This is a genomic window from Opitutus sp., from assembly GCA_024998815.1.
Classification (GTDB): domain Bacteria; phylum Verrucomicrobiota; class Verrucomicrobiia; order Opitutales; family Opitutaceae; genus Rariglobus.
Genome location: JACEUQ010000002.1, coordinates 526,441 through 549,452, shown reverse-complemented (window position 1 = coordinate 549,452; position 23,012 = coordinate 526,441). Strand labels below are relative to the sequence as shown.

The following is a 23,012-nucleotide window of genomic DNA, read 5'->3' as shown; positions in this document are numbered from 1 at the left end:
TTTTTTTTACCCCGCTATGCCGATAAAAGGGTTTCGCACAGGCCGAGTAAGCGGGCGCGCAGGGGTTCGCTGCGGGCAGTGAAAGCGCGTTGCTGGCGCTCGTACTCCATGCGGCCTTCCGGGGTTTCAATCGGGATCGGGGAAAACCCCAGCGCCGCCAGATCGTAGGGGCTGGCGCGCATGTCGAGTTCGCGCAGATCGTAGGCCAGCTCAAAGCAGTCCGCCAGCAGGTCGCTGGGGGTGAAGGGCGCGAGTTTGGAGGCCCATTTGTAGAGGTCCATGTTGGCGTGCAGGCAGCCGCGTTGCTCGTGCTCGCTGAGGGTGTCGCGATTGGGCTGGTGTTTGTTGAGCGGTCGGGCCGGGGCGGTGAAAAACCGGAAGGCGTCAAAATGGGTGCAGCGCAGCGGTTGGCTTTCGACAATGCGGGCCAGTTCCTCGGGGGCGAAGCGCAGGGGGTAGGCGTTGTGGCGCACCTCGGCGGGGGTTTGGCGGTACACCATGGCCCATTCGTGCAGCCCGAAGCAGCCAAAGGCCGGCGCGCGCGTTGTCGTGGCGGCGAGCAGGTCGCGGATCCAGATCAAGGAGGTACGGCGTTTGGCGGGCAGGCTGGACGGATCGAGGCGGACGCCGGCGGGTGTTTCGCGGTATTCGGGCCAGCGGAGGAATTCGTGGGCGGCTTCACCGGCGAGGGTGACGTCGGGGCCCGGGTGCCATTGGCGCAGCCAGGCGGCGCGGAAGGCGTAGTAGGTGAATAGGAAGTCGTAGACCGGGTGTTTCTCGCCGCGGGAGGCGCGGGCGAGGTGAGGGTCCGCCCAAAGTGCCACGCGCTCCTGGTGGGCCTGTTGCTGGGCACGCCAGACGGCTTCCGGCAGCAACTGCGACGGCGGTGCGTCAGGGGAGGCGGGGGCGCCGACTGAAGGCGGGCGGGGCGCGGTGGAGAGGGGCATCGTGGGGAAGCGTGCGGCGGCAGGGCTGGCGTCGCCGTCAGGTGCGTCCTGAGTGGGAAGTTAGGCCTCCGGCATCGAGAACGAGCAGGAGTTGGAGAAAGAGAACGATTGCCGGAGGGTGCGGTCAGGGGATGCGCAACTTGGTTCCAGCAGTGAGGTTGTCCGGGTTGCGGATGACGGCGCGGTTGGCTTCGAGGATTTCGTTCCAGCGGTTGGAGTTACCGTAATACTGCTTAGCGATGCGCGAGAGGGAGTCACCCGCACCGACCGTGTGATAGCGGGCGGCGGCCACTGCTGGCGCTTCCAGTTTAACCACTGGGGGCTGCGCAACCGGGGCCGCGGGCCGGGCTGGTGGCAGGTTAAGCGTGATCGTTGGGAATGGGGCGGGGCGCGAGGGCGTGGTGCCGGCGGGCAGACTGCCGGCCAGGGCCAGGCGGGTTTTGGCCTGCTGGAGCTCGATGGCGGTGGCCTCCGCTGTGGCCTGGGTCTGCCGCAGTTGGTCGCGCGTGGTAACGAGTTCGGCGGTGGCTGCGTCCACGGTTTTGCGGGCATCGGCCAGGTCGACGGCAGCCGCGGCGGCGGCGGTGCTTTGGTCGGCAGCGGCGCGGCGGGCAGAGGTGAGCTGGGCGCGTAAAATTTCGGTCTCAGTGGTAGCGGCGGAGGCCGAGGCGGCTTGTGGGCGCAGGGTGCTTAACTCGGTGGTTGCGGCGGCGAGTTTGGCGCCCGTGGCGATGCATTCGTCGTTGATGCTGGCGAGAGCGGTCTGGAGACGGGTGATCTCGGTTTGTTGCAAGGTGAACGAGCGCAGGGCGGCGGCCAGTTGGGTGTCGGAGGTTGTCTTGGCTTTTTCCAGTTCGGCCAGGCGCGCTGCGGCCTCCAGTTCGGCCGGGTAGACTTGCGCCGGCATGGGCGTCTGGGTGGCCGCGTTCGGGGTGCGGGCTTCGCGCAGGAGATCCTGGACTGCAACGAGGTCGGCAGTGATTAGGCTGATGGTTTTGCGTGCGCCGGCCAAGTTTTCGACCGCTTGGGTCAGGCCAGTGCGTTGCTCTTCGATGGTGGTTTGGGCGGCGGCGAGTTGCGTGCGCAGCGCCTCCAGTTCGGCGGCGGTCGCGGGCGGGACGGCGGCTGAGGCGGGGGTCTTGGCGGCGGTAGCGGCGGCTTGGGTCGCAGCGGCCACTTGGGCGCGCAGGGTGGTTAACTCGGTGCTCGAGGCTGCCGCGGCGGACTGGAGCTGGGCGATTTGGCTACGCAGGCCGGCGACCTCGGCGGTTTGGTCAAGGGCGGTGCGCTGTTCGGCGAGCGTGCGTTGAGCGGCGGCGAGTTGGGCGCGCAGGGCTTCCAGTTCAGTGGCGTTCTGGGCGGCTGCGGATTGGGAGGCGGTGGCCGAGGTTGCGGCGGCCTGAGCGGCGGCAGACACCTGTGTGCGCAGGGCGGTTAACTCGGTGGCCGAGGTAGTTGCGGCGGATTGGAGTTGGGCGATTTGACCACGCAGGCCGGCGGCTTCGGCGGTGGCTTGGGTGAGTTGGGCGGTGAGTTGAGCCTGGGCCTGATCGCGGGACTTCAGCGTTTCGGCGAGGCGATCGCGCTCGGACTGAAGGGCAGGTAGGCTGCCGGAGGTAAGGGATGCGGCATCGACGCGGGCCTGGAGGGCGGTGATTTCGGCGTGTTTGGCGGCGAGGTCGGTCTGGGCGGTGGTGGCGAGGTGGTTGGCGTCGGTGAGGCGCGTGGTGAGGGAGGCCAGCTCGGTTTCGAGGGCCTTAACCGTGGCGGCCTGGGGAGCGGGGGCGGTCGGGGTGGCGGCGGCTTCTTTGACGGCGGCGAGCTCGGCGGTGGCGGTCTTGAGTTGTGCGGCTGCGGTGCGGCGTTCGGCGGCGGCGAGTTGAGCGGCGGCCTTGAGGTTGCCGCCTTCGGCTTCGGCGAGGGCTTGGGCGCGGCGGGCGGCGGTGACGTCGGCGCTGAGGCGCTCGAGTTTTTCGCGTTGCGCATTCACTTCGGAGGTGGATTTGGCGAACTTGGCGCGCAGTTCAGCGAGTTCGTTGGCCGTGGCGTTGGCGGAGATCTGGAGCTGGTCGCGCTCGTTGCGCAGCGACGTGAGTTCGGCGGCCGCGGGCGCGGGGGCTGCCGTGGTGACGGGGTTGGAGGGAGGGTTTACACCGCCGGCGAGGGTGCGGTTGGGGTCGGTGAGGCGGGCGCTCAGTAGGGTAATCTCGCGGTCTTTGCTCTGGAGGGCCGCTTCGGCGATGGCGATGCGTTTGCGGGTGTCGGCCAGTTGCGCGGTCAGCTCGGCCTTGACCAGCTCTTTTTCCTTATGGGCGGCGGCAAGCTCGATGCCGAGTTTGTCCGGGTCGGCGAGGTGGGGGGCGGCGGGGCGCGAAATCACCGGGGAGTTGGCGTTCGATTCCGCGCTGGAGGTGATGGGCGAGATGGCCGGACTGACCGGGTCGGCGATGGCGGCTTCGAGGCGGCGTTTGCCCTCGGCGAGGTCGGCGGGGCTCAACTGTTGGGTAAGGGTTGAAAGCGCCTTGCTGGTCGTGCCGTTGAGGCTGGCGAGGCTCAGCCAGACATAGGCCTGGGCGGGCTCGTAGGCGGGTTCGCGGGGGTCGGCCAAGGCGAGTCCGAGGGTGTATTGGGCGATGGCGTTGCCACGGGATGCCTTGGTGGTGAGTGAATCGACCTCGCTTGAGGTGAGGGCGAAGCTGGCGGGGGCGAGCAGCGCGGAGCCATAAAGACCAAGGACGAGGCTGAGACGCAGGCGGAGTGAGAGAGGGGTGGTCATGCCGTAAAAGAGATTAACCCTACACATGTCCGGCGCTGGCGGGTTTGCAAAGCGGCATTTGCAATGAGTGGGCGCTTGCCCCATTGCCGTTTTCTAACTGGAAAAAATAGTGCCACTTTTGGCTGCGCAAGGCGTCCAAGCTCTGCCATTTATCGCGTCCTATTCCTTTTTGCATGAAACCCACTCGCTTGCTTTTCTCGCTCGCAGCCCTGCTCGGTCTCGCGTTTTCCGCGTCGATGACCCCGTCCTTTGCCCAGTCGACGGTCACCGTTGACCGCGAGGTCGCTGCACCAACGACCTCGGTTGAGACCCGCACTTACGTGAAGGACGGCAAAACCGTGACTGAAAAGGTCACGACCACCACCGCCAAGGAGCGCGAGGCCGTCGCCAAAACTTACAAGGCCGCCATCTTCGTCGCCAATCGCGCCGGCCCGGTGGGCGATCCCAAGGTTCAGTCCCTCGAGGACTACGTTACCTCTCGAGTGACCGATCTGGGCGTCGGGGTCATCAGCCGTGAGACCTCCTCAAATGCCGTGGCCAAGATCGATGCACCCGGTTCCACCAACGCCCTCGACACCGCCCTCGCCCAGAATACTTCGGCCCTGCGCCTCGCCCAAACCTTGGGCGCCGATTACCTCCTGCAGGTTACTCTAGCCAGCTACGACGTCCAAGTGCGCGCCATTGACGCCTATGGCGTTAAGGCCGTTAACGAGACCCGCACCGTGCGCCTCACCTACAAGATTCTCGACGGCCAGTCCGGCGCGAGTCTCGCCTCCGACACCGTCAAGGTTTCCACGATCGTCCAGCAGACGCCCAACGCCATCCAAGGTGGCACCGACAGCCTCGATGAATTACTCGACCAAGCCTCCGTCAAAGTCGCCGCCTCACTCAAGTCGCGCATCGACAGTGGGCGTATCACGGCCCCCTCAGCGGCCAATCTCGTAACCATCACGCTTCAAACCGAGGCCGCCGATCTCACCATCCCCGACATCCGTATCGGCGTGGAAAACACCGTCGCCATTTCCGAGAGCAAGCTGAAGGTCTCGGCTCTTTCCGCCACCGTCGAGGTCGACGGCATCGCGGTGGGCACCGCCCCCGGCAAACTCACCGTGCGTCCCGGCCTGAGCAAACTCCGCATCACCCGCGCCGGCTTCAAACCCTACGAGCGCACCGTTAACTTCGTCTCCGGCCAATCGCTCACCGTTGCCCTTGAACTGAGCGACGAGGGCTACGCCCGCTGGAAGGATTCCACGACCTTCCTCAACGGCCTGAAGAACGGCGCTAAACTCACCGACGCCGAGGTCAAGGTTCTCGAGGGCAAGGCCAAGATGCTCGAACAAAGCGGCTTCAAGGTGAACACCACGGCCGCCCCCGCCATCACGGTTATCAACGAGTCCAACGACCGTGGTAACTCCGCGCGCAAGGACGCCGGCGACCGCTCGGGGCGCTCGATTTTCCCCTTCTAATCCGCGTCGCCTTCGCACTCATCTGCCGACCACCTTTTTAACCACACTCAACTCCCGCTTTTTCCTGTCATGAAATCACCCCGTCTCGCCTCCCTGCTTCTCATCGGCGTCGCGCTCACCGGCGCCCTGTTCGCCCAAGACGCCGCTCCGGCTTCGCCTCCCGCCAAGAAAAAAATCGCCATCACCAAGATCGCCCCCACCGACTCGGTTAAGGCCCGCATGACACAGCAGGGCGTCGGCCTCTCCCTTGCCAGTGTCCTCGAGGCGCTCGATTCCCAGGTCTATGACCGCGTGCTCAGCACCAAACGCTTTGAGGTTCTGGAGCGCTCCGACGCCGACGCTCTCGCCAAGGAATCCGCCGCCGCCGGTACGGTTTTCCAGTTCAACCAAGCCGACTACCTGCTGACCATCCGCATCGACGGCTTTAACGACCGCGTCGAAACCCGCCGCCTTGCCGCCCTAGGCAAGACCGTGACCGCCCGCGTCATCGAGATGTCAGCGGTGGCCAAGATCACCGAGGTTGCCACTCAGCGCGCCATCGCCAGCACCAACTTCCAAGTCTCGCGCCGCCAAGCCGACCAGCTCTCCGAAAACACCGTGGGTAAAAACGGCGAGTCCAGCGACATCCTGCTCACCGACATCACCCGCGAGATGGCGCAAAAAATCGCATCCCGCGTTGCCGACGCGATTTTCCCCGCCCGCGTCCTCGCCAAGCGCGACAAGGTCGTGACCATTAACCGCAACGACACCTCCGGCATCAAGGTCGGCCAAGTGTGGGAAGTCTTCATCCTCGGCGACGAACTGGTCGATCCCGACACCGGCGACAAAACCCGCGAAGAGGTTCTGGTTGGTAAGGTCAAAGTCAGCCGTGTGACCCCGCAGAACTCGCAGGCCGAGATCATCGAAGACACCGGCATCGACAAGCTCGCGCTGGTCCGCCTGAAGGACGACGTCGTCGAGCCGACCGACGGTTAACCTCCACCAGGGGGTGCCGCCCCGGAGGGACGACCTCCGTGTCGTCCTAGATCGAAAAAGTAGCGCAGACTTCCAGTCTGCTTCGGCCCGGGGACGTAGCGCAGACTTCCAGTCTGCTTCGGCCCCGGTTCTGGGCCAGCGACCGGAGGCAGACTGGGAAGTCTGCGCTACTTTTAACGATCCAGTTCACACGGAGTTGGATCCTCCCGCCTCAATTCCTTTCGTTCATTTCTTCCGCTGTTTTCATTTCTTCTAGTCGCACCTCGCCGCATGACATCGCTTTCCGCTTATAGCTTCTCGCCCACCCGCTTCGTTCCTCCGGCCGCTCTCGCCGCAGCCCTGCTGCTGCTCTCAGGTTGCCAAACCTACCAGCAAAAAGCCGAAGACCTCTCCAGTGCCTTTCGCGGCGCTAACATCGCTGCTGCGGTGGCCGAGGCCGACCGCGAGGCCGCCGCCAAGGCAGGCGGCAAAGACGAGCTGCTCTGGCGGCTTGAACAGGGTGCCGTCTTGCGCACCGCCGCGCTCGCCGACGTTTCCCAGCTTCCGGCCCCCGTCATCGTTGCCCCCAAGGATCCGACGGCTCCCATCCCGCCTGCGCCCACTCCGGTCGAAATCAGCAACGCTTACGCCAAGCGTTCTCTCGCCGCCTTCGGGCAGGCCGATGAGCGCATCGTCTACTGGGAGGAGCAGGCCAAAATCAAAGTCGGCAGCGAAGCCTTCGCTCTGGTTACCAATCAGGCCAACATCCCGTATCGGGGCCGCGCCTACGACAAGGTTCTCCTCAGCACCTACAATGCCCTTAGTTATTTGCAGCTCGGCCAGCCCGATGCTGCCCGCGTCGAGTTAAACCGTGCCCTCCAGCGCCAGCGTGACGCCGTCGAGCTCAACCAAAAGCACATCGCCGAGGCCCAGGCCCAGGCTGCCAAGGCCGCCAAGGGCGAAGTCCAGGACGAAAAGGGCAAGACGGCCGCCTACGACGTCGACAAGGCCCAGGCCGATCCCGCCACCGGCCCTGCACTCGCCGCCGCTCTCGCAGCCTCCACGGCCAACATGAAGGCGTACGGCGACTATGTTAACCCCTTCGCCGTTTTCCTCGACGGTCTGTTCTTCTCCATTCGCGGTGAGAACGGCGCCGACTGGGAGCGCGGTCGCAAATCCTTTGAGCGCCTCGCCGGCCTCGTCCCCGAAAATCCCTACGTCGCCACCGACGCCGCTCTCGGCGCCGCTGCCGCCGAGGGCAAAGCCCCCGAGTCGATCACCTACGTGATTTTCGAAACCGGCACCGGCCCCGTTCGCGACCAGCTCCGCATCGACATCCCTACGTTTATCGTCACCAGCAAACTCGCCTACGTCGGGGCCGCGTTTCCACGTCTTGAATACAACGCCAACTACTTGCCGGCGCTCACCGTCAGCGGTGGCGGCCTGTCGCTCTCCACCGCCACAGTGGCCAGCATGGACAGCGTTGTGGCCAACGACTTCAAAAACGAGTGGCCCACCATCCTGACGAAAACCCTCATCACCACCGCCACCAAGGCGATTATCCAGGCGGTCGTGCAAAAGCAGCTCGACGACCAAAATCCCATGCTCGGTTTCGCCGGAGCGGTTGCCATGACCGCGCTCAACGCCTCCACCAACATCGCCGACACCCGCACCTGGATCACCATTCCCAAGGAGTTCCAGTATGCCCGCCTTGCCACCCCGGCTGACCGCCAACTCACGGTTTCCGCCGGCGGCCAGACGCGCACGATTAAATTGGACCCAGGCTCCGTGAACGTGGTCTACGTCAAAAGCATTTCCGCCTCCTCGCCCCTGTTCGTCTCCCAATTTCTCCTCAAATGAACACCCATCCCCGTCTGCTCGTCTCCAGCCTTTTGGCCGCCGCTGCGCTCGTCGCTTTGCCCGGCTGCGCGACCAACGTGAACACCGTTGAGCGCGCCCAGTCCCAGGCCACCCCCGACTTCGTTTCCGACAAACGCGTGGTCACCGACAACACCCTTGCGCGCACCGTGCGCGTTAACTCGGTTAACCAAGCCACCGTTTCCGGCAACCTGCTCAAAATCCAGGTCGCCTTGGAAAACCTCAAAAACAACCCGCGCACCATCCGTTACAAGTTCGAGTGGATCGACCAGAGCGGCATGGCGGTGAATTCGCCCAACGAGACCTGGAAGACGCTCATGCTTCAAGGTCGCGAAACCACGATGATTTCCACGGTTGCGATCAACCCGCGCGCGGTCGATTTCGTCCTCAAGCTCAGCGAATATAAACCGTAATCATCCGTTTTCAGCCCCCACTCTTAGCTAAGAGCTATGAGCTTGGAGCTATGAGCTATGAGCTCTTAGCTCCCAGCTCCCAGCTCAACTTTCCCTATGACCACCTCCACCATCTCGCTCAAAACCGCATTGCTCGTCGCCGTGCTGGCGCCCGCCGCTCTTGTGTTCACCGGTTGTTCGACCAACCAGGTTCGCAACGTAGACTCCAAAGGCCCACAAGCCCTCAACACCAGCGGCATTAACTCCCAGGATTGGGCCAATGCCGCCGATCAACTCGTCGGCTCGCTGCTTTCCTCCGGCGCCCTTGACAAAGCCCCGGCTCAGCCCGCCGTGCTCGCCGTTGACCGCGTCATCAACAACACCCAAGCGCAGGTCGACACCGACTTGTTGATCAAAAAAATCCGCGTGGCCCTTAGCCAGACCGGAAAAGTTGCCATCACCAACACCATGGGGCTGGGCGAGCGCGCGGTGGTTGCCAGTGAAGCCGCCGAGATGGACGAGCTGACCACCGGTAAAAAAGCCAATCTGGTTGCTCCTCATTACACCCTCTACGCCAAGCTGATTCAGCAGTCGGATCGCATCAACAGCGTGACCCAAAACACCTACAGCTTCCAGATGTCGCTGATTAGTGTGAAGAGCGGCCTGACGGTGTGGGAGGACGAGCGAGAGATCGCCAAGCAGTCCAAGAAAGCCACCCTGGGCTGGTAAGTCCCCATTCGCGTTTAAGATGAGCTTAATGGACCTAGCTCATGAAGGTGCGAATCGCCGAGGGGAAACACCCTGAGCTCACGCTCAGGGCCACGGGGATTCTGTTCGCTGCGGGTGTGTTCGTTACGAGTATGTTCGCTGCGGGTGTGTTCGTTACGAGTGTGGCCTTGAGCGTGAGCTCAAGGATGCCGTAAGCCTCACTTGAACGCTCATTCGCATAAGTCCCGTGGTGCTCAGGCTCGATGCCTGAACACGGGTTGGAGGCCGGCTTTTGGCTGACTCTCCCACCCAAGATCGCCGCCCCTGCGTTTTACCGCGGGGCGGCTTTTTTGTGCACGTACACCATGCCGAGGCGGGGCGTTGGCAATGGCGGCGCTTGATTCAGCCACGCCTTGTTTTTTCCGTTGTGACGCGGGGCGCTTACTCCGATGGTGATCACCCTACCCGCACCGGATTTGGATGTTCATTACCCCCATGAAAAATTCCCAAGAACAGTTTCGCCTCGCCATCGACCGGATTGAGAAATTCAGCCCAGCCCCCGCAATTCTCGCCCGCGGTCTGACTTTGCTCCGCGATCCCCATTCAGACATCGCCGACATTGCCAAACTGGTGGGCAGCGACCCATCGATCACCGCCGACCTCATCCGCTGTGCCAACAGTGTGTTTTACGGTTCCAGTGAACCGAACCAGACGATCGGTGAAGCGATTCAAAAGATAGGCTCCAACGAGACGATTCGGCTCTTGAATTTGGCGGTCACCCGCGTCGTGGCCAAACAGCACTTGGGTTGCTACGGCATTTCCGCCGACGACTTCTGGGCCGAGAGCCTGTTTAACGGCCTGTTCTTGCGGAACCTGACCTCGGCTGCGGGCCGGGGCGATGCCGAACAAGCCTACACGGTGGGACTGCTCCGCTTCCTGGGGCGTCTGGCAATCAACCAAGCGATCGAAGACCATGGCGGCGGTTTATTTTGGGGCGGTAACGAGCCGATTTCCGCCTGGGAGCAGCAGAGCGTGGGGTTTGTTCAAGCCCAGGCCGGCGCCACCCTTTTGGGGAAGTGGAAATTCTCCGCTGAGATGATTCAGGCCATAGGCGCTCAGGATGATCCCGCGTCACTGCCCGCGCCCAGCTGGCTGGCCGAGGCGTTGCAGTTTACCTCGAGCCTTTTCCCTCAAGGGCTCGGGGTTCAGATGCAGCCGGCGCCAGTGGAGCGCGCCTTGGCCGATCCGGCCTGCGCCCGGTTTGTCGCCATGTGCAGCCTGAGCGCGGAGCAGATTCAGGGAATCGTTGAAACGACGTTTGATGATTACAGCCGCACGCGGCGCATGATCGATCCCGCCGTCTAGTAGGCAGTAACATGCAAAGTGTCGGATCAAACCAAGGCAGTTTGGCCGCGAAAGAACGCAAGGAGCGCAAAGAACAAACCCTGTATTTCTATGCGTTCTCTGCGTTCTTTCGCGGCTAAATGGATCGAGGTTTTTTTGGTTTTTCAGGGTCGGTAGAATGCGACAACTCGAAGGTTACTGCCTACTAGTGCTTACTTGCAATAATAAGTGATATTGTATCCGCTTTGTAGATGGGACGAAAAGCCGTGCGAATCACTTGTAGCGAGGGGGATCAGCAATCCCTAGAAAAACGGGCAACCAGCCGGATTGAGTCGAGGCAGCGAGTTGAGCGCGCCCGGATGATCCTTGGGTGCGTGAGTGGCGAGCAGGTGCAAGAGGTGGCGCGCCGCTGCAACACCAGGCCGAACACCGTAATAAAGTGGAGGGATCGCTTTGTGCTGCTTGGCATGAAGGGGCTGGATGATGCGGCACGGCCGGGCGCGAAGCGCACCTACGGTGAGGACTTTCGAGATCGGGTGCTGGCTTTATTGGAAGGGCCACCCCCTCCGGGGCAGGCGCGCTGGGATGGTCCAGCGGTGGCCCGTGTGCTCGGCGGCTCGGTGCACGCGGTCTGGCGAGTGCTGCGCAAGGAGGGCATTTGCCTGCAGCGCCAGCGCTCGTGGTGCGTGAGCACTGACAAGCAGTTCGCAGCCAAGGCAGCCGATATCGTCGGGCTCTACCTGAGCCCACCGGAAAAGGCATTGGTGATAAGTGTGGATGAAAAGCCTGGCATCCAAGCCCTAGAGCGCGCCACCGGTTACGTGGAGACCGACAATGGTAAAATCGTCCAGGGACTCAAAAGCACCTACAAGCGCCACGGTACACTCAACTTGTTCGCTGCCCTTGATGTGGCCACGGGCTTGATCAAGACGCAGAAAACCACCCTTAAGCGCCGGGAGGAGTTCCTGCTGTTCATGGACCAAGTGGTGGCGGATCACCCGCCCGAGAGAGAACTCCACGTGATTTTGGATAATTATTGCACCCACAAAAAGTGCGACGCTTGGCTCGCTCGGCACCCCAATGTCCACTTCCACTTTACCCCAACCTCGGCGAGTTGGCTCAATCAAGTTGAAATCTGGTTCGGCATACTAACAAGGAAGGCGCTACGGGGCGCGAACTTCAGAAGCGTCGCCGAACTTAGTCAGGCCATTGACGCTTTCGTCGCCGCCTACCTGCCCAATGCCAAGCCGTTCAAGTGGCGCAAGCGCGAGGTCAAGGGAAGCCAACTCAGAAATACTATCATTAATCTACGCAATTAAGCACTAGTAGGCTGTAACATTTAAAGTGTCGCATCAAAAATCCAAGGCAGTTTGGCCGCGAAAGAACGCAAGGAGCGCAAAGAACAAGCACTGTATTTCTATGCGTTCTCTGCGTTCTTTCGCGGCTAAAAGGCTTGATGTATGGCTTTGATTTTAAGGGGGCTCGGGATGCGACACTTTAAATGTTACAGCCTACTAGGGTCAGCAGGCCGGATGGATTACGCTTGGTTTTAAAGCACAAAAGAGCCCCTCGATGGAGGGGCTTTTTTTGTGGCCGGATCAGGTACTCGTCCAGCTGGGCGGTGTGCGGTTCAAGCGGTGCCTGCACCGCGCTTCACCCGAGGGACCAGCTCAAGGGGCGAGCTGGGTGACGTAATCCATCAGCGGCTTCACTTCGGCCGGGATGGGGTTGACGAAGTTGCCGTACAGCAGCTCGGGCAAGTCGTAGTCCAGCGCGTAGAAGGCGCGGTTAACGGCGTCGCTACGGGTAATGTAACCGCTCTTTACGGTGGCGCCGGCAAAGAGGCCCTTCTTGTTGGTGTAAACGAGAACGGGTACATTGAGCAGCAGCTGATTGGATTTTTCAGCATCTGCGGCGCGCGGGCCGGCGACGGCGGCGGCATCCACACCGATGTTAAAGCGGCCTTCGAAAAGCAGGCGCGGGGTCGCTTCATCCATCAGCACGTAAATCGACTCGACGCTGGAGCCGCCCAACTGGAGGCCGAGGCTGGCTTCGCCGGCACGCACCACCACCGGAATGCTCCAGCGGCCGTTGGATTTTTTGACCAAAATGGTGCCGAAGCCCTCTTGAAAGCCAAGGATGAGGCCGCCCTTGAACTGGGTGGTGATCACCAATCCCTTGGCGCGGTGCAGCACCTCGGACGGGATGGCGCGCGCGGGGTCGGCCTGGAACTCGCGCAGGATGGCCTCGCAGGTTTCCATGCGTTTGACGAAGCGCTCGCGGTCCTGGGCGGAGTCGGCCCGGAGTGACACGGTGAGGGCTAGCAGGATGACGAGTGAAAGCAGTTTTTTCATAGCGAAAGGCGGTGGAGATAAGATTCACGCCGATTGCGGCGCACGTTGAAAGGGGGAGTCGCGGACGTGGCATTTGTCAAGGTCAGTCCAGCTCTCGGGCGGCCAGACCCTCTTCGTCCCAACCCAAGAAATGGCCGAGTTCGTGCAAGTAGGTGATGCGAACCTCGTCGCGAAAAACCTCTTCGTCGGCCTCCGCGAATTCCCAGAGGTTTTCAAGAAACAGCACGATTTCAGCCGGCATGGGCTGGTCCTCGCTCAGGGCGGCACCGTGCGCTGAGCCCGTGAACAGCCCGAGAATGTCGGGCTCGAAACCGGCGGCGATGAGTTCGGCATCGGGCAACGCCTCGTAATGCACGGGCACGGCGGCGGCGAGGGGGCGCAGCTGCGGCGGCAGGGACTTTTGCGCGGCTTCGACGACCGAGGCGGCCAGTAGCGTGAGGTCGGTGGGCGTCATGGCTGTTATTTCACGCCTTCAGGGTTTCGGGAGGAGCCGAGTCCGAAAAGCCCCAGCGCCCAGCCGGCCAGGGCTGCCGCGGCTTTGCTCCAGCGCTGGTCAAAACCGTAATATATAAATCGCCAGGCCTGGAGCACCGCCCGCCGGCCCTGCCAGCCCGCCGCCAGAAGTTTATCAAAACCGTGCGCTGAGCGTGTATAAAAATAAGTGCTGTTGCGGTGGAGCAGGCGCACTCTCGCCACCGGCATGTCGGCAAACACATGCGTGTTTCCGTTTTTAATAAATGTCACCTTGCGCCCGACTTGATGTGAGAGTTCCAGCGCGGGCACCAGCCAGACGCCGGCGCCGGCCGCATTGATCGCCAGGCCGAGGGCGAAATCATATAGATCCAAAAAATAGGCGCTGTCAGGGAGCTTGAGCTGATGCAGCGAGGGCAGGTGCAGCAACATGCCGGAAGCCGGCAGGAAATCGCATTCCACGGGATCCGTTATATAAAAAACGGGGCGACTGCGGAAGCGGTCAAAGCGCAGCGGCGCGTTGGGCTGGCCGTCGTCGCGGTTGCGGGTCAGCGGCGCAACGAGGCCGACTGGAATAGGGATGGATTTTATCAGGCACTGGTGGTCCTCGACTAAATCGGCCAGCAGTCCCGGGTTTGGCTCGCTGTCCTGGTCGAGAATCCACAGGTAATCCACCCCGGTTTCAATGCCCCAGGTGATCGAGCGATTGATCGCCCCGGCGGTGCCTTCGTTGGCGGGCAGGTGGTGATAAAGGATGCGGGCGGGGGCGTGCGTTGGCGGTAACGGCAGAGCGAGCGGCGCGGGCGAATTATCCACCAGCCTGATGATCGCCGGTGCGCACGTTTGCGCCTGAACCGCAGTGAGCACCCGCGCCAACGCCGCGGCATCCCGATAGGCGGTGACGTGGACCGCTATATTAAAAATAACCGGACTCGCTGTCATGTCGCCGTGGTGCTCAGCGTGGGTGTCACGGGTGGCGGGCTGCGAAAGGTGAACTGGGAGTGAAGTATATAGGCGAGTGTGGCACTCACCGGAATTAATAAAAGTCCGGCCAGGTATTCGGTGATGCCGGTTTTTAATAAAGCCGTAAGAAGCCCGACGTTGACTCCATAGAGAACGGCGTAAACCAGCGCAAAGCGCACGGCGGTCGCAGTTCCTCGGCCGCCGCTGGTTTGTTTAAACACCAGTTTGCGTGTCGAGATGAAGTTGAAGCAAACGGCCAGGATGGTCGCCACCAAATTGGCGAGAGAGTAGTGCAGGCCCAGATAAATGAAGAGGGCGAACAGCCCGTAGCCCACCGCTGAATTAAGAATGCCGACCAGCAGGAAGCGGAAAAAACGGGCCTTCTGGGTGAACTTAAACGTCATGATTTTATGGGTATGGGTAACGTACCCAAGCTGGGCAATCGCGGAGTGCGCCGGATGCTTGGGGCGGCGGGGCTTTTGCCCTTGCCCGCGCTCTGCGAGGCGTTGCACTCGACTCTTTCTTTAACATGGCTGAACCCACCGCCCTCCCCGCCTCGCTCCCCAACGCCGACCACGTCCTCCTCATCGTCAAAGAGCTGGGGCCTTCGGTCAAAGTCCACCAGGTCGCTACGACCGCCCAGCTTCTCAAGGACGGCGCCACCGTCCCCTTCATCGCCCGCTACCGCAAGGAGATGACCGGCGAGCTCGACGAGGTCCAAATCACCACCATCCGCGACCGCTTGGAGCAACTCGCCCAGCTCGACGAGCGCCGCGCCGTCATCCTCGCTTCGCTCAAGGAGCGCGGCCTGCTCACTCCGGCCCTCGATAATCAGATCGCGTTGGCCGAAACCCTCACGCGGCTCGAAGACATCTACCTGCCGTTCCGTCCCAAGAAGCGCACCCGCGCCACCATCGCCAAGGAAAAGGGCCTGGAGCCCCTCGCCGAACTCATCTGGGCCCAAGATCCCGCCACCGATTTCGCTGCCGCCGCCCAGGCTTATGTCGGCCGCGAGTACCAGCCCGACGACGGTAAATCACCGCCCACTCCGGTGCAAAAAATCGCCACGCCCGAGGAGGCGTTTGCCGGTGCGCGCGACATTCTCGCCGAGCGCGTTAGCGATGATGCCGCTGCGCGTGAAAAACTCCGCTCCATCTACCGCGAGTCCGCCGTTATCACCTCCAAGGTGATCGGGGGCAAGGAGGCCGAGGGCGCCAAGTTCAAGGACTACTTTGAGTGGTCGGAGCCGCTCGCCAAGTGCCCCTCGCACCGCCTGCTCGCCATGCGCCGTGGTGAAAAGGAGCTGTTTTTGATGATGCGCATCACGGTCGACGAGCTGCTCTGCCTCGCCGAACTGGAGCGGCTTTTCATCAAAGCCACCTCGCCGGTCGCCACCGCGCAACTACGCCTGTTGCTCGCCGACACCCTCAAGCGCCTGCTCGCTCCGGCCATGGAAACCGAGTTCCGCCTCGATTCCAAAAAGAAGGCCGACGCCGACGCCATCAAGGTGTTTGCCGACAACGCCCGCGAATTGCTTCTGGCCGCTCCGCTCGGTCAACGCGCCGTGCTCGCCCTTGACCCGGGCTTCCGCACCGGTTGCAAAACAGTGATCCTCGATCGTCAGGGCAAACTGTTGCACAACGACGTGATTTACCCCGACCGCCACGAGGTCGAGGCCGCGGAAAAAATCAAAGGCTTTATCGAGTTTTTCAAAATCGAGGCCATCGCCATCGGTAACGGCACCGCCGGCCGCGAGACCGAGGCCTTCGTCCGCGGGCTGAAACTCCCCGCTTCGATCACCGTGGTCATGGTCAACGAGTCGGGCGCCTCCATCTATTCGGCCAGCGAGGTGGCGCGCGAAGAGTTCCCCGACCACGACCTGACGGTGCGCGGCGCCGTGTCGATTGGCCGCCGCCTGATGGACCCGCTCGCCGAGTTGGTGAAGCTCGACCCGAAGAGCATTGGCGTCGGCCAATACCAGCACGACGTCGACCAGAACGCTCTCAAGCGCTGCCTCGACGACACCGTGATTTCCTGCGTGAACGGCGTGGGCGTCGAGCTCAACACCGCCTCCAAACAGCTGCTCGCTCAGGTCTCGGGGCTCAACAGCCGCAGCGCCGCCGCAATCGTCGCCCGCCGCAACGACAAGGGAGCCTTCAAAACCCGCGCCGACCTCTTGGACGTGACGGGCCTCGGCCCCAAGGCCTTTGAACAGGCCGCCGGCTTCCTGCGCATCCACGATGCCGCGCACCCGCTCGACGCCTCGGCGGTGCACCCCGAGCGTTATGCGCTGGTTGCCAAAATGGCCGCCGACCTCGGCTGCACCGTGGCCGATTTGTTGCGCGACGAAAAGCTGCGCAAAAAGATCAATCTCGCCGCCTACGTCACCGAGGCGGTCGGTTTGCCGACGCTCACGGACATCTTGGCCGAGTTGGCCAAACCCGGCCGTGACCCGCGCGAAAAGTTTGAAGCCTTCAGTTTTCAGGAAGGCGTGAACAAACCCGAAGATTTGAAGCCCGGCATGAAGTTGCCCGGCCTGGTGACCAACGTGACGGCCTTCGGGGCGTTTGTGGACATCGGGGTGCACCAAGACGGACTGGTGCATGTGAGCCAGTTGGCGGACGGGTTTGTCAAAGATCCGGCGGCGGTGGTGAAACCGGGTCAGAAGGTCAGTGTGACGGTGACCGAAGTCGATTTGGCACGCGGGCGTATTGCGTTGTCGATGCGCAGCGCGCCGCAATTGGGTGCGAAGACCGGTCAAGCCGGCCCGCGCACGAGCCCGGGGCAAGCCCGCCCGGCCCCGGCTGCCGCTCCGGTGGCGAAACCCGCGCAGTCGTTGACCAACGACTGGTTCGCCGCCGCGCTCAACAAGAAGCGCTGAGCGGCAGCCCCGGCGCATGCGCAGGCACCTGTGCCTGCGCCCCCCACCCCCGCGCCACCCCCTACGCCCACCGCGTCCACCCTCGCAGCCGACCCTCGCAGCCGCGCACCCTCGCTGAATCAGCCGAATCCACCCGGTGGCGATCCCTTTATCGCGAACCGGCAAAACCAAAGTGTCACCTATTAGGTGACACTTTGGTTTAAAGGTTTACCTGAGCAGCCGGAGTTTACGCGGCGCAGATGGGTGAGGGAGCTTTCCAGCGGCCAGGGGACAAGCCAGAAAAGTGTCACCTATCAGGTGACACTTTTCGAAAGCTGCATAGCGGTGTGGGCATGGACTACTCACACCCGCGCCTGAACGCCGCGTTGGCTTTGGGGGCAGGACTTGAACTGGCCGCCGTAGCAACCGCCCGCGCGCTCAAAGACGCCTATAAGCACACCCGCCCTCCGCGCTGCGAAGCACTCAAACCGGGCTCCGACACTCCCTTGTGGAACGAGCTTTCCCTCGTCCTGCGCCAGCAAAAATGGGCTTATGGCGAGAAGGCCCGCTTGGGCCGTATTCTCGGCGTACCGCGCCAGCGGGTGGACGACTATATTGTCGGCCGCCGCCGTTTGCCCGATGCCGAGCGCACACTCCTGCTCCTGCATTGGCTAAACTCCCGCCAGCACGGCATTCACTTGTCCTGATTCGCCAATCTTAAGTGTCACCTAATAGGTGACACTTAGGATTTGGTCTGGGTGAACGAACGACCTTCTCGGTTGCCGCCCTGCTCCGACCGATCCGACCCCGCTCTCAACGCGGCGTGTGCTTAGAGTCGGGCGTGGCGCAGGCGCAGGGCGTTGGCCACCACACTTAGCGAGCTCAGGCTCATCGCCGCCGCCGCGAACATCGGGCTCAGCAGCCATCCGGTTAATGGATACAATAGTCCCGCCGCCAGCGGGATGCCGGCCGCGTTGTAGAAAAACGCCCAGAATAGGTTCTGCTTGATGTTGCGCAGCGTCGCCCGACTCAGGTGCACCGCCTTCACCAGCGCGCGCAGATCGCCTTTGACCAGCACCAGACCGGCGCTGTGCATGGCCACATCGGTGCCCGTGCCCATCGCGATCCCGATGTCGGCGGCGGCCAAGGCAGGCGCGTCGTTGAGGCCGTCGCCGGCAAACACCACGACCTCGCCGCGCGCCTGGTGCTCGCGCACGAGCTCCTGTTTGCGCGCCGGAGTCACGCCAGCGTGGAACCCGTCGAGGCCGAGTTCGTCGGCCACGGCGCGGGCGGTGGCCTCACGGTCGCCGGTGACCATGTAAATTTTTAACCCCAGCCGGTGCAGTTCGGCGATGGCCGCAGGCGTGGAGGCTTTGATCGGGTCGGCCAGCGCAATCGTGCCCGCGAAACTGCCGTTTAGGGTGACGTCGATCACCGTGGCGGTGGCGTGGTTGTCGGGGCGCTCGGCGGCGCGGGCGACGCGCACGGTGCGTTCGGCCACGCGGGCGCTGACGCCCTGACCCGGTTGGGCGCGGAAATCGCTGGCGGGGGCGAGGGGCAGGTTGCGCTCCTTGGCTGCGGCGACCAAGGCACGGGCGAGCGGGTGTTCGCTGGGCGACTCGGCGGCGGCGGCGAGGGCGAGCAGCTCGTTTTCGGGCATGCCGTTCTGGGGCGTAATGGCGACGACACGGGGTTTGCCCTCGGTGAGCGTGCCGGTCTTGTCGATCAGTACGGTGGTGGCGGCGGTGAGGTGTTCGAGGGCGGCGGCGTCTTTGACGAGAACGCCCGCCTGCGCGCCGCGCCCGATGCCGGTGACGAGTGCCACCGGCGTGGCCAGACCGAGGGCGCAGGGGCAGGCGATGATGAGGACTGCGACCGCGTTGACCAGGGCGGGGATGAAGGCCGGCGCGGGTCCGAGCCACAGCCACAGGATGAAGGTGAGCGCCGAAATCGCGGCGACCGTGGGCACGAACCACGCCGAGACGCGGTCGGCTACGCGCTGGATAGGCGCTTCGCTGTCCTGCGCCTGTTCGACCAGGCGGATGATTTGCGCGAGCAGCGTGTCCGCGCCAACGCGTTCGGCGCGGAACAGGAATGAGCCGGTGGTGTTGAGCGTGCCTGCGCTGACGGGGGCACCGGGGGATTTGGCGACGGGCGCGGGTTCACCGGTGAGCATGGCTTCGTCCACGTCGCTGCCGCCCTCGGTGAGCGTGCCGTCCACCGGGACTTTTTCGCCCGGGCGCACGCGCAGCACATCGCCCGCGACGATCTCGGCGAGCGGGACGTCTTCCTCGACGCCGTCGCGCACGCGGTGGGCGGTGGCGGGGGCGAGCTCCATCAGGGCGCGAATGGCCGCATCGGTGCGAGAGTGGGCGCGTTGCTCTAAAATCTGACCGAGCAAAACGATGGTCGTGATAAACGCCGCCCCCTCGAAATAGAGCGGCACGCCGTGATCGGCCAGGTGGAGGGAGGCGGGGAATTTGTGGCCGAACAGCACGGCGGCCACCGAGTAAAAATACGCCGCGCCCGTGCCGGTGACGGTGAGCGTAAACATGTTGGTATCAAGCTCGCGCAGGGATTTCCACCAGCGGCGGATGAAGAACGCGCCGCACCAGAAAAACACCGGGGTGGTCAGGGCCAGTTGCAACCAGGCGGATAGGCGCGGGTCGAGATGCGGAAAGCTGGCGGGGGCGAGCATCGGTCCCATCGCGAGGACGAGGACCGGCAAGGTGCAGGTGAAGGCGACCCAGAAGCGCGGACGCAGCACGCGTTCGTCGGGCAGGCCCATGTAAACCGGTGCGGCGGGTGCGGGAGCGGGAGTGTGGGGGCCGGGCGAATGGCAGCAGGACGGCGTGGTGGTCATGGCGAAGAAGCGGAGCGAGTGTAGGCGCGCACCCTAAGCATCCAGGTGCCGAGCGCGAGCGTGACGGCCAACGAGTTGGCTTATTTTGGTAATGCGAACGAGAGAACCGAAGGCGCGCCGCGAGTCTCCTTAACGTTTCCGGTGGGTCGGCCGCAATCCGTTGGCCACCAAAACACCCAATGACACAAAAACGCGGCCCCAAATCCCTTTTACCGCGAAGGCTGTAAGGCATGGGGCGTGCAGGCATAACCACCGTTGAGCCAAGCCCATAGGCGGGACGCCCATGCCACGTTAGGACCAAGCCCATGGGCGGGACGCCCGTGCCACGTTAGGACCAAGCCCATAGGCGGGACGCCCGTGCCACGTTAGGACCAAGCCCATAGGCGGGACGCCCATGCCACGTTAGGACCAAGCCCATAGGCGGGACGCCCATGCCTGGAGTTTGGCCTCAAAACGAGTTGAGATCCGTCCCCCAGCTAAGGTAGAAGCGTACCGCAGGTAGCAACGGCATGGGTTTCGATGCGTTCGTTGACGTGCGGGTGGCTGTTGCGAAGTCTGCGAAACTCTCCGGAGTGATCAGCTCAGATCGCCATACATGATGCGCAGCACCTGTGTGGTTCTTGGCACGAGTTAAACGGCCAAACTCCAGACCTTGAGCTCACGCTCAAGGCCACGTTCGGGCGGGTGCGGCCTGGAGTGTGCCTTTGCCTGGGTGGCTTTGGCTCGGTGTGGCTTCGTGCGTGAGCACGAGGTGTTTTTTCTGGCTGCGGTGCGCCGAATCCTTGAGCTCACGCTCAAGGCCACAAGGAGTGTGTTCGCGAAGAGTGTGGCCTTGAGCGTGAGCTCAAGGATTCGGCTGATCTGCGTTCGACTAGTCAGGGGCCAAACTCCAGCCATGGGCGGGACGCCCATGCCACGTTAGGAGCTAAGCCCATGGGCGGGACGCCCAAGGCGCTCAGACTCATCCGACGTGGCACGGGTGACCCGACCGTGGGGTTTGAGTCAAAAAGCATTCATCGGCTTTTATTAACAGGTAGTTACGTTGCCCTTAGCGCTCCTTTGCGAGCCTTCGCGGTTAGATCGATCGAGGCCTTGGTTTTTGTCTCATTGGGGGCTTTTCGTGGCCAATGGTTTGAGGTCTCACCACCGGCACTGTCGAAGAACCCCGTTTTTCGGCTCAAGTAAATGGCCTGCCGTGCCGTTAGTAACCAAACTATGGTGTTTTTATCGCGGAAAAGGCTGACGGCGTTTCAATGGCTGGCGGCTTGCGGGTTGGCATTGGCTTTCGTGGGCGCACCACTTGCCCGCGCCCAAACCCCGCCGCCAGTCGATGCCGGCAGCCTGCTGCAGCAGCAACAAAACCAGCCCGCGCGCGCTACCTTTCCGCCTGCCTCGGGCGATGCCGTTGTGCCGCCAACCGATCCGACTCCGGCCCCGCCTCCAGCTCCGGCCAAAGCGGAGGTCAGTTCCGCCGTTGTGGTCGTCACCTCCTTCAAGCTCACGGGCGCTATCTCCGTATTCACCCCAGAGCGTCTGCACGCGGCCCTGGCTGGTTATCTTAATCGCCCGTTGAGCCTAGCGGATTTGCAGGCAGCCGCCCGCAGCTTGACCGAGCTCTACCAAAAGGGGGGTTACTTTTTGGCGCGCGTTTACCTACCCAAGCAGGATGTCACCGAGGGGATCGTCACCTTGGTGGTTAGCGAGGGACGCGTGGATTCAGACCAGGGCATCCGCATCGAGGGCCAGGGGCTGCGGTTAAAACCCTCCGTGGTGAAGGGCGTTCTCGGCCGTGCCGCGCCCAGCAACCAGCCGCTAAAGCGGGCGGACCTAGAGCGCGGTTTGCTGCTGCTCAATGATCTGCCTGGCATCGGGGCCAGCGCTAACCTCGAACCTGGCCTCACCCCGGGCACCACCCGCATCGTTGCGGACGTGAAAGAGGCGTCGCTGTTTAACGGTTTCGCTCTGCTCGACAACTACGGCAGCCGCTACACCGGGGCCAACCGCGCCAGTGCGGGGTTTAACTTCAACGACCCGCTCGGCTATGGCGAACAGCTCACGGTGCAGGCCACCCAATCGCAGCGCTCGGCGGGCGCCAACTACACCTATGGGCGGGTGGGCTATTCGCAGCCGGTCGGCACGGCGGGAGCCCGGGCCGGTGTGGCCTATAGCAGCATGGCTTACAGCGTGGGTGAGGAGCTGGCCAACCTCCGCGCTGAGGGCACGGCGCAAACTTGGACGGGGAACGCGCGTTACCCGCTGATCCGCAGCCGTGAGCGCAGCCTCTACGCCACGGCCGCCTATGATCGCAAAACCCTTTATAACGAGGCCGCCGGCGCCGCCACCAGCGACAAGCTTGTCGATTTGGCCACCACGGGGCTCGATTTGGAGCAGTCTGATGCTCTCGCCGGCGGGGGCTACACCTACGCCGGGCTCTCGTTCAGCGCCGGTCAGCTCGATTTGGGCCGGAATGCGGCCAGCCTCAGTTCTGACCAAGGAACCGGCGGTGCCCACACCCAAGGCAGTTTCCAAAAAATCAACTGGCATGCCGCCCGCCTGCAGCGCGCCACCGAAAAGCTTAGCTTCGCGCTGCTCACCACCGGGCAGTTCGCCAGCTCCAATTTGGACAGCGCCGAGCGTTTTCAGCTGGGTGGCCCCAGCGGGGTGCGGGCCTATCCGACCGGCGAGGCCGCAGGCGACGAAGGCGTGCGCGCGACGTTGGAGGCGCGCTACTTCGTGGGTTCCTTTGGCGCTTGGGGCGATGTGAACGTGCAGGCGTTTTACGACTGGGGGCGGGTGCGCCAGTTTAAGGACGCCGACGGGCAAACCCTCACCACCCCGAACGATTACACTCTCAGCGGCTTCGGCCTGGGGGTGACGCTCAGTAAATCGGCGCGCTATGAGGCCCGCCTGCAGTGGGCCCAAAAAATCGGCGACAATCCCGCCGCCAACACCCAGGGCAACGACTCCGACGGCACCCGCCACCGCAGCCGCGTGTGGGTCAGCCTCACCACTTTCTTCTAATTTTGGACTCCCCGC

At 63.1% G+C, this 23,012-nt stretch carries 17 protein-coding genes; 10 read left to right on the top strand and 7 right to left on the bottom strand.

Going from position 1 to position 23,012, the window contains the following annotated elements; genetic code table 11:
• Positions 1-14 precede the first annotated feature (14 nt).
• Both H2170_10170 and H2170_10165 read right to left on the bottom strand, forming a co-directional pair.
• Entirely contained in the window at positions 15-875 is an 861-nt protein-coding gene (locus H2170_10170; protein MCS6300452.1) for a 3-methyladenine DNA glycosylase, read from the bottom strand.
• Between the two features lie 196 nt (positions 876-1,071).
• Positions 1,072-3,723, bottom strand: a complete 2,652-nt coding sequence (locus H2170_10165; protein ID MCS6300451.1) for a LysM peptidoglycan-binding domain-containing protein — start codon at positions 3,721-3,723, stop codon at positions 1,072-1,074.
• A 173-nt stretch (positions 3,724-3,896) separates the two neighbouring features.
• Here H2170_10165 and H2170_10160 point away from each other — a divergent pair, with 173 nt between their 5' ends.
• The 7 genes from H2170_10160 (at position 3,897) to H2170_10130 (ending at position 11,784) form a co-directional block, all read left to right on the top strand.
• Entirely contained in the window at positions 3,897-5,189 is a 1,293-nt protein-coding gene (locus tag H2170_10160) for a PEGA domain-containing protein (protein ID MCS6300450.1), read from the top strand.
• A gap of 69 nt (positions 5,190-5,258) precedes the next feature.
• Positions 5,259-6,164 (top strand): hypothetical protein, encoded by a 906-nt coding sequence (locus H2170_10155; GenBank protein MCS6300449.1) that lies wholly within the window; start codon positions 5,259-5,261, stop codon positions 6,162-6,164.
• Positions 6,165-6,503: 339 nt separating this feature from the next.
• A complete protein-coding gene (locus tag H2170_10150; GenBank protein MCS6300448.1) occupies positions 6,504-8,003 on the top strand; it encodes a hypothetical protein in 1,500 nt (499 codons plus the stop codon).
• On the top strand, positions 8,000-8,434 hold the full coding sequence (locus H2170_10145; GenBank protein ID MCS6300447.1) for a YcfL family protein: 435 nt from the start codon (positions 8,000-8,002) through the stop codon (positions 8,432-8,434). Before H2170_10150 ends, H2170_10145 begins: the two co-directional genes overlap by 4 nt.
• 96 nt (positions 8,435-8,530) lie before the next feature.
• On the top strand, positions 8,531-9,142 hold the full coding sequence (lpoB, locus tag H2170_10140; GenBank protein ID MCS6300446.1) for a penicillin-binding protein activator LpoB: 612 nt from the start codon (positions 8,531-8,533) through the stop codon (positions 9,140-9,142).
• Between the two features lie 474 nt (positions 9,143-9,616).
• The gene (locus tag H2170_10135; protein MCS6300445.1) at positions 9,617-10,486 is read left to right on the top strand and encodes an HDOD domain-containing protein; all 870 of its coding nucleotides are present in this window, start codon (positions 9,617-9,619) and stop codon (positions 10,484-10,486) included.
• Positions 10,487-10,716: 230 nt separating this feature from the next.
• Positions 10,717-11,784: an IS630 family transposase gene (locus tag H2170_10130; GenBank protein MCS6300444.1), complete on the top strand. Its 1,068-nt coding sequence runs from the start codon at positions 10,717-10,719 to the stop codon at positions 11,782-11,784.
• Between the two features lie 351 nt (positions 11,785-12,135).
• On the opposite strand, the gene H2170_10125 is transcribed toward H2170_10130, so the two are convergent.
• The 4 genes from H2170_10125 to H2170_10110 form a co-directional block, all read right to left on the bottom strand.
• The gene (locus tag H2170_10125) at positions 12,136-12,819 is read right to left on the bottom strand and encodes a lipid-binding SYLF domain-containing protein (protein ID MCS6300443.1); all 684 of its coding nucleotides are present in this window, start codon (positions 12,817-12,819) and stop codon (positions 12,136-12,138) included.
• Between the two features lie 82 nt (positions 12,820-12,901).
• Positions 12,902-13,273 carry a metallopeptidase family protein gene (locus tag H2170_10120; GenBank protein MCS6300442.1) on the bottom strand — a complete coding sequence of 124 codons (372 nt, stop codon included), beginning with the start codon at positions 13,271-13,273 and terminating at the stop codon, positions 12,902-12,904.
• Between the two features lie 5 nt (positions 13,274-13,278).
• The gene (locus tag H2170_10115) at positions 13,279-14,232 is read right to left on the bottom strand and encodes a glycosyltransferase (GenBank protein ID MCS6300441.1); all 954 of its coding nucleotides are present in this window, start codon (positions 14,230-14,232) and stop codon (positions 13,279-13,281) included.
• Positions 14,229-14,657 (bottom strand): GtrA family protein, encoded by a 429-nt coding sequence (locus tag H2170_10110; GenBank protein MCS6300440.1) that lies wholly within the window; start codon positions 14,655-14,657, stop codon positions 14,229-14,231. Before H2170_10110 ends, H2170_10115 begins: the two co-directional genes overlap by 4 nt.
• Before the next feature lie 125 nt (positions 14,658-14,782).
• Between H2170_10110 and H2170_10105 the strand changes: the two genes are divergently transcribed.
• Complete coding sequence (locus H2170_10105; GenBank protein MCS6300439.1) at positions 14,783-17,134, top strand: RNA-binding transcriptional accessory protein; 2,352 nt, start codon at positions 14,783-14,785, stop codon at positions 17,132-17,134.
• Positions 17,135-17,466: 332 nt separating this feature from the next.
• A complete protein-coding gene (locus H2170_10100) occupies positions 17,467-17,820 on the top strand; it encodes a hypothetical protein (protein ID MCS6300438.1) in 354 nt (117 codons plus the stop codon).
• 122 nt (positions 17,821-17,942) lie between these two features.
• On the opposite strand, the gene cadA is transcribed toward H2170_10100, so the two are convergent.
• Positions 17,943-19,976: a cadmium-translocating P-type ATPase gene (gene cadA / locus H2170_10095; protein MCS6300437.1), complete on the bottom strand. Its 2,034-nt coding sequence runs from the start codon at positions 19,974-19,976 to the stop codon at positions 17,943-17,945.
• A 1,287-nt stretch (positions 19,977-21,263) separates the two neighbouring features.
• Here cadA and H2170_10090 point away from each other — a divergent pair.
• A complete protein-coding gene (locus H2170_10090) occupies positions 21,264-22,997 on the top strand; it encodes a ShlB/FhaC/HecB family hemolysin secretion/activation protein (protein MCS6300436.1) in 1,734 nt (577 codons plus the stop codon).
• Positions 22,998-23,012 lie beyond the last annotated feature (15 nt).

Excerpts from the sequence above, each read along its gene's own strand:
- H2170_10165 (MCS6300451.1), bottom strand. The coding sequence starts at position 3,723 with ATGACCACCCCTCTCTCACTCCGCCTGCGTCTCAGCCTCGTCCTTGGT.
- H2170_10160 (MCS6300450.1), top strand. The coding sequence starts at position 3,897 with ATGAAACCCACTCGCTTGCTTTTCTCGCTCGCAGCCCTGCTCGGTCTC.
- H2170_10155 (MCS6300449.1), top strand. The coding sequence starts at position 5,259 with ATGAAATCACCCCGTCTCGCCTCCCTGCTTCTCATCGGCGTCGCGCTC.
- H2170_10145 (MCS6300447.1), top strand. The coding sequence starts at position 8,000 with ATGAACACCCATCCCCGTCTGCTCGTCTCCAGCCTTTTGGCCGCCGCT.
- lpoB (MCS6300446.1), top strand. The coding sequence starts at position 8,531 with ATGACCACCTCCACCATCTCGCTCAAAACCGCATTGCTCGTCGCCGTG.
- H2170_10135 (MCS6300445.1), top strand. The coding sequence starts at position 9,617 with ATGAAAAATTCCCAAGAACAGTTTCGCCTCGCCATCGACCGGATTGAG.
- H2170_10130 (MCS6300444.1), top strand. The coding sequence starts at position 10,717 with ATGGGACGAAAAGCCGTGCGAATCACTTGTAGCGAGGGGGATCAGCAA.
- H2170_10125 (MCS6300443.1), bottom strand. The coding sequence starts at position 12,819 with ATGAAAAAACTGCTTTCACTCGTCATCCTGCTAGCCCTCACCGTGTCA.
- H2170_10120 (MCS6300442.1), bottom strand. The coding sequence starts at position 13,273 with ATGACGCCCACCGACCTCACGCTACTGGCCGCCTCGGTCGTCGAAGCC.
- H2170_10115 (MCS6300441.1), bottom strand. The coding sequence starts at position 14,232 with ATGACAGCGAGTCCGGTTATTTTTAATATAGCGGTCCACGTCACCGCC.
- H2170_10110 (MCS6300440.1), bottom strand. The coding sequence starts at position 14,657 with ATGACGTTTAAGTTCACCCAGAAGGCCCGTTTTTTCCGCTTCCTGCTG.
- H2170_10105 (MCS6300439.1), top strand. The coding sequence starts at position 14,783 with ATGGCTGAACCCACCGCCCTCCCCGCCTCGCTCCCCAACGCCGACCAC.
- H2170_10100 (MCS6300438.1), top strand. The coding sequence starts at position 17,467 with ATGGACTACTCACACCCGCGCCTGAACGCCGCGTTGGCTTTGGGGGCA.
- cadA (MCS6300437.1), bottom strand. The coding sequence starts at position 19,976 with ATGACCACCACGCCGTCCTGCTGCCATTCGCCCGGCCCCCACACTCCC.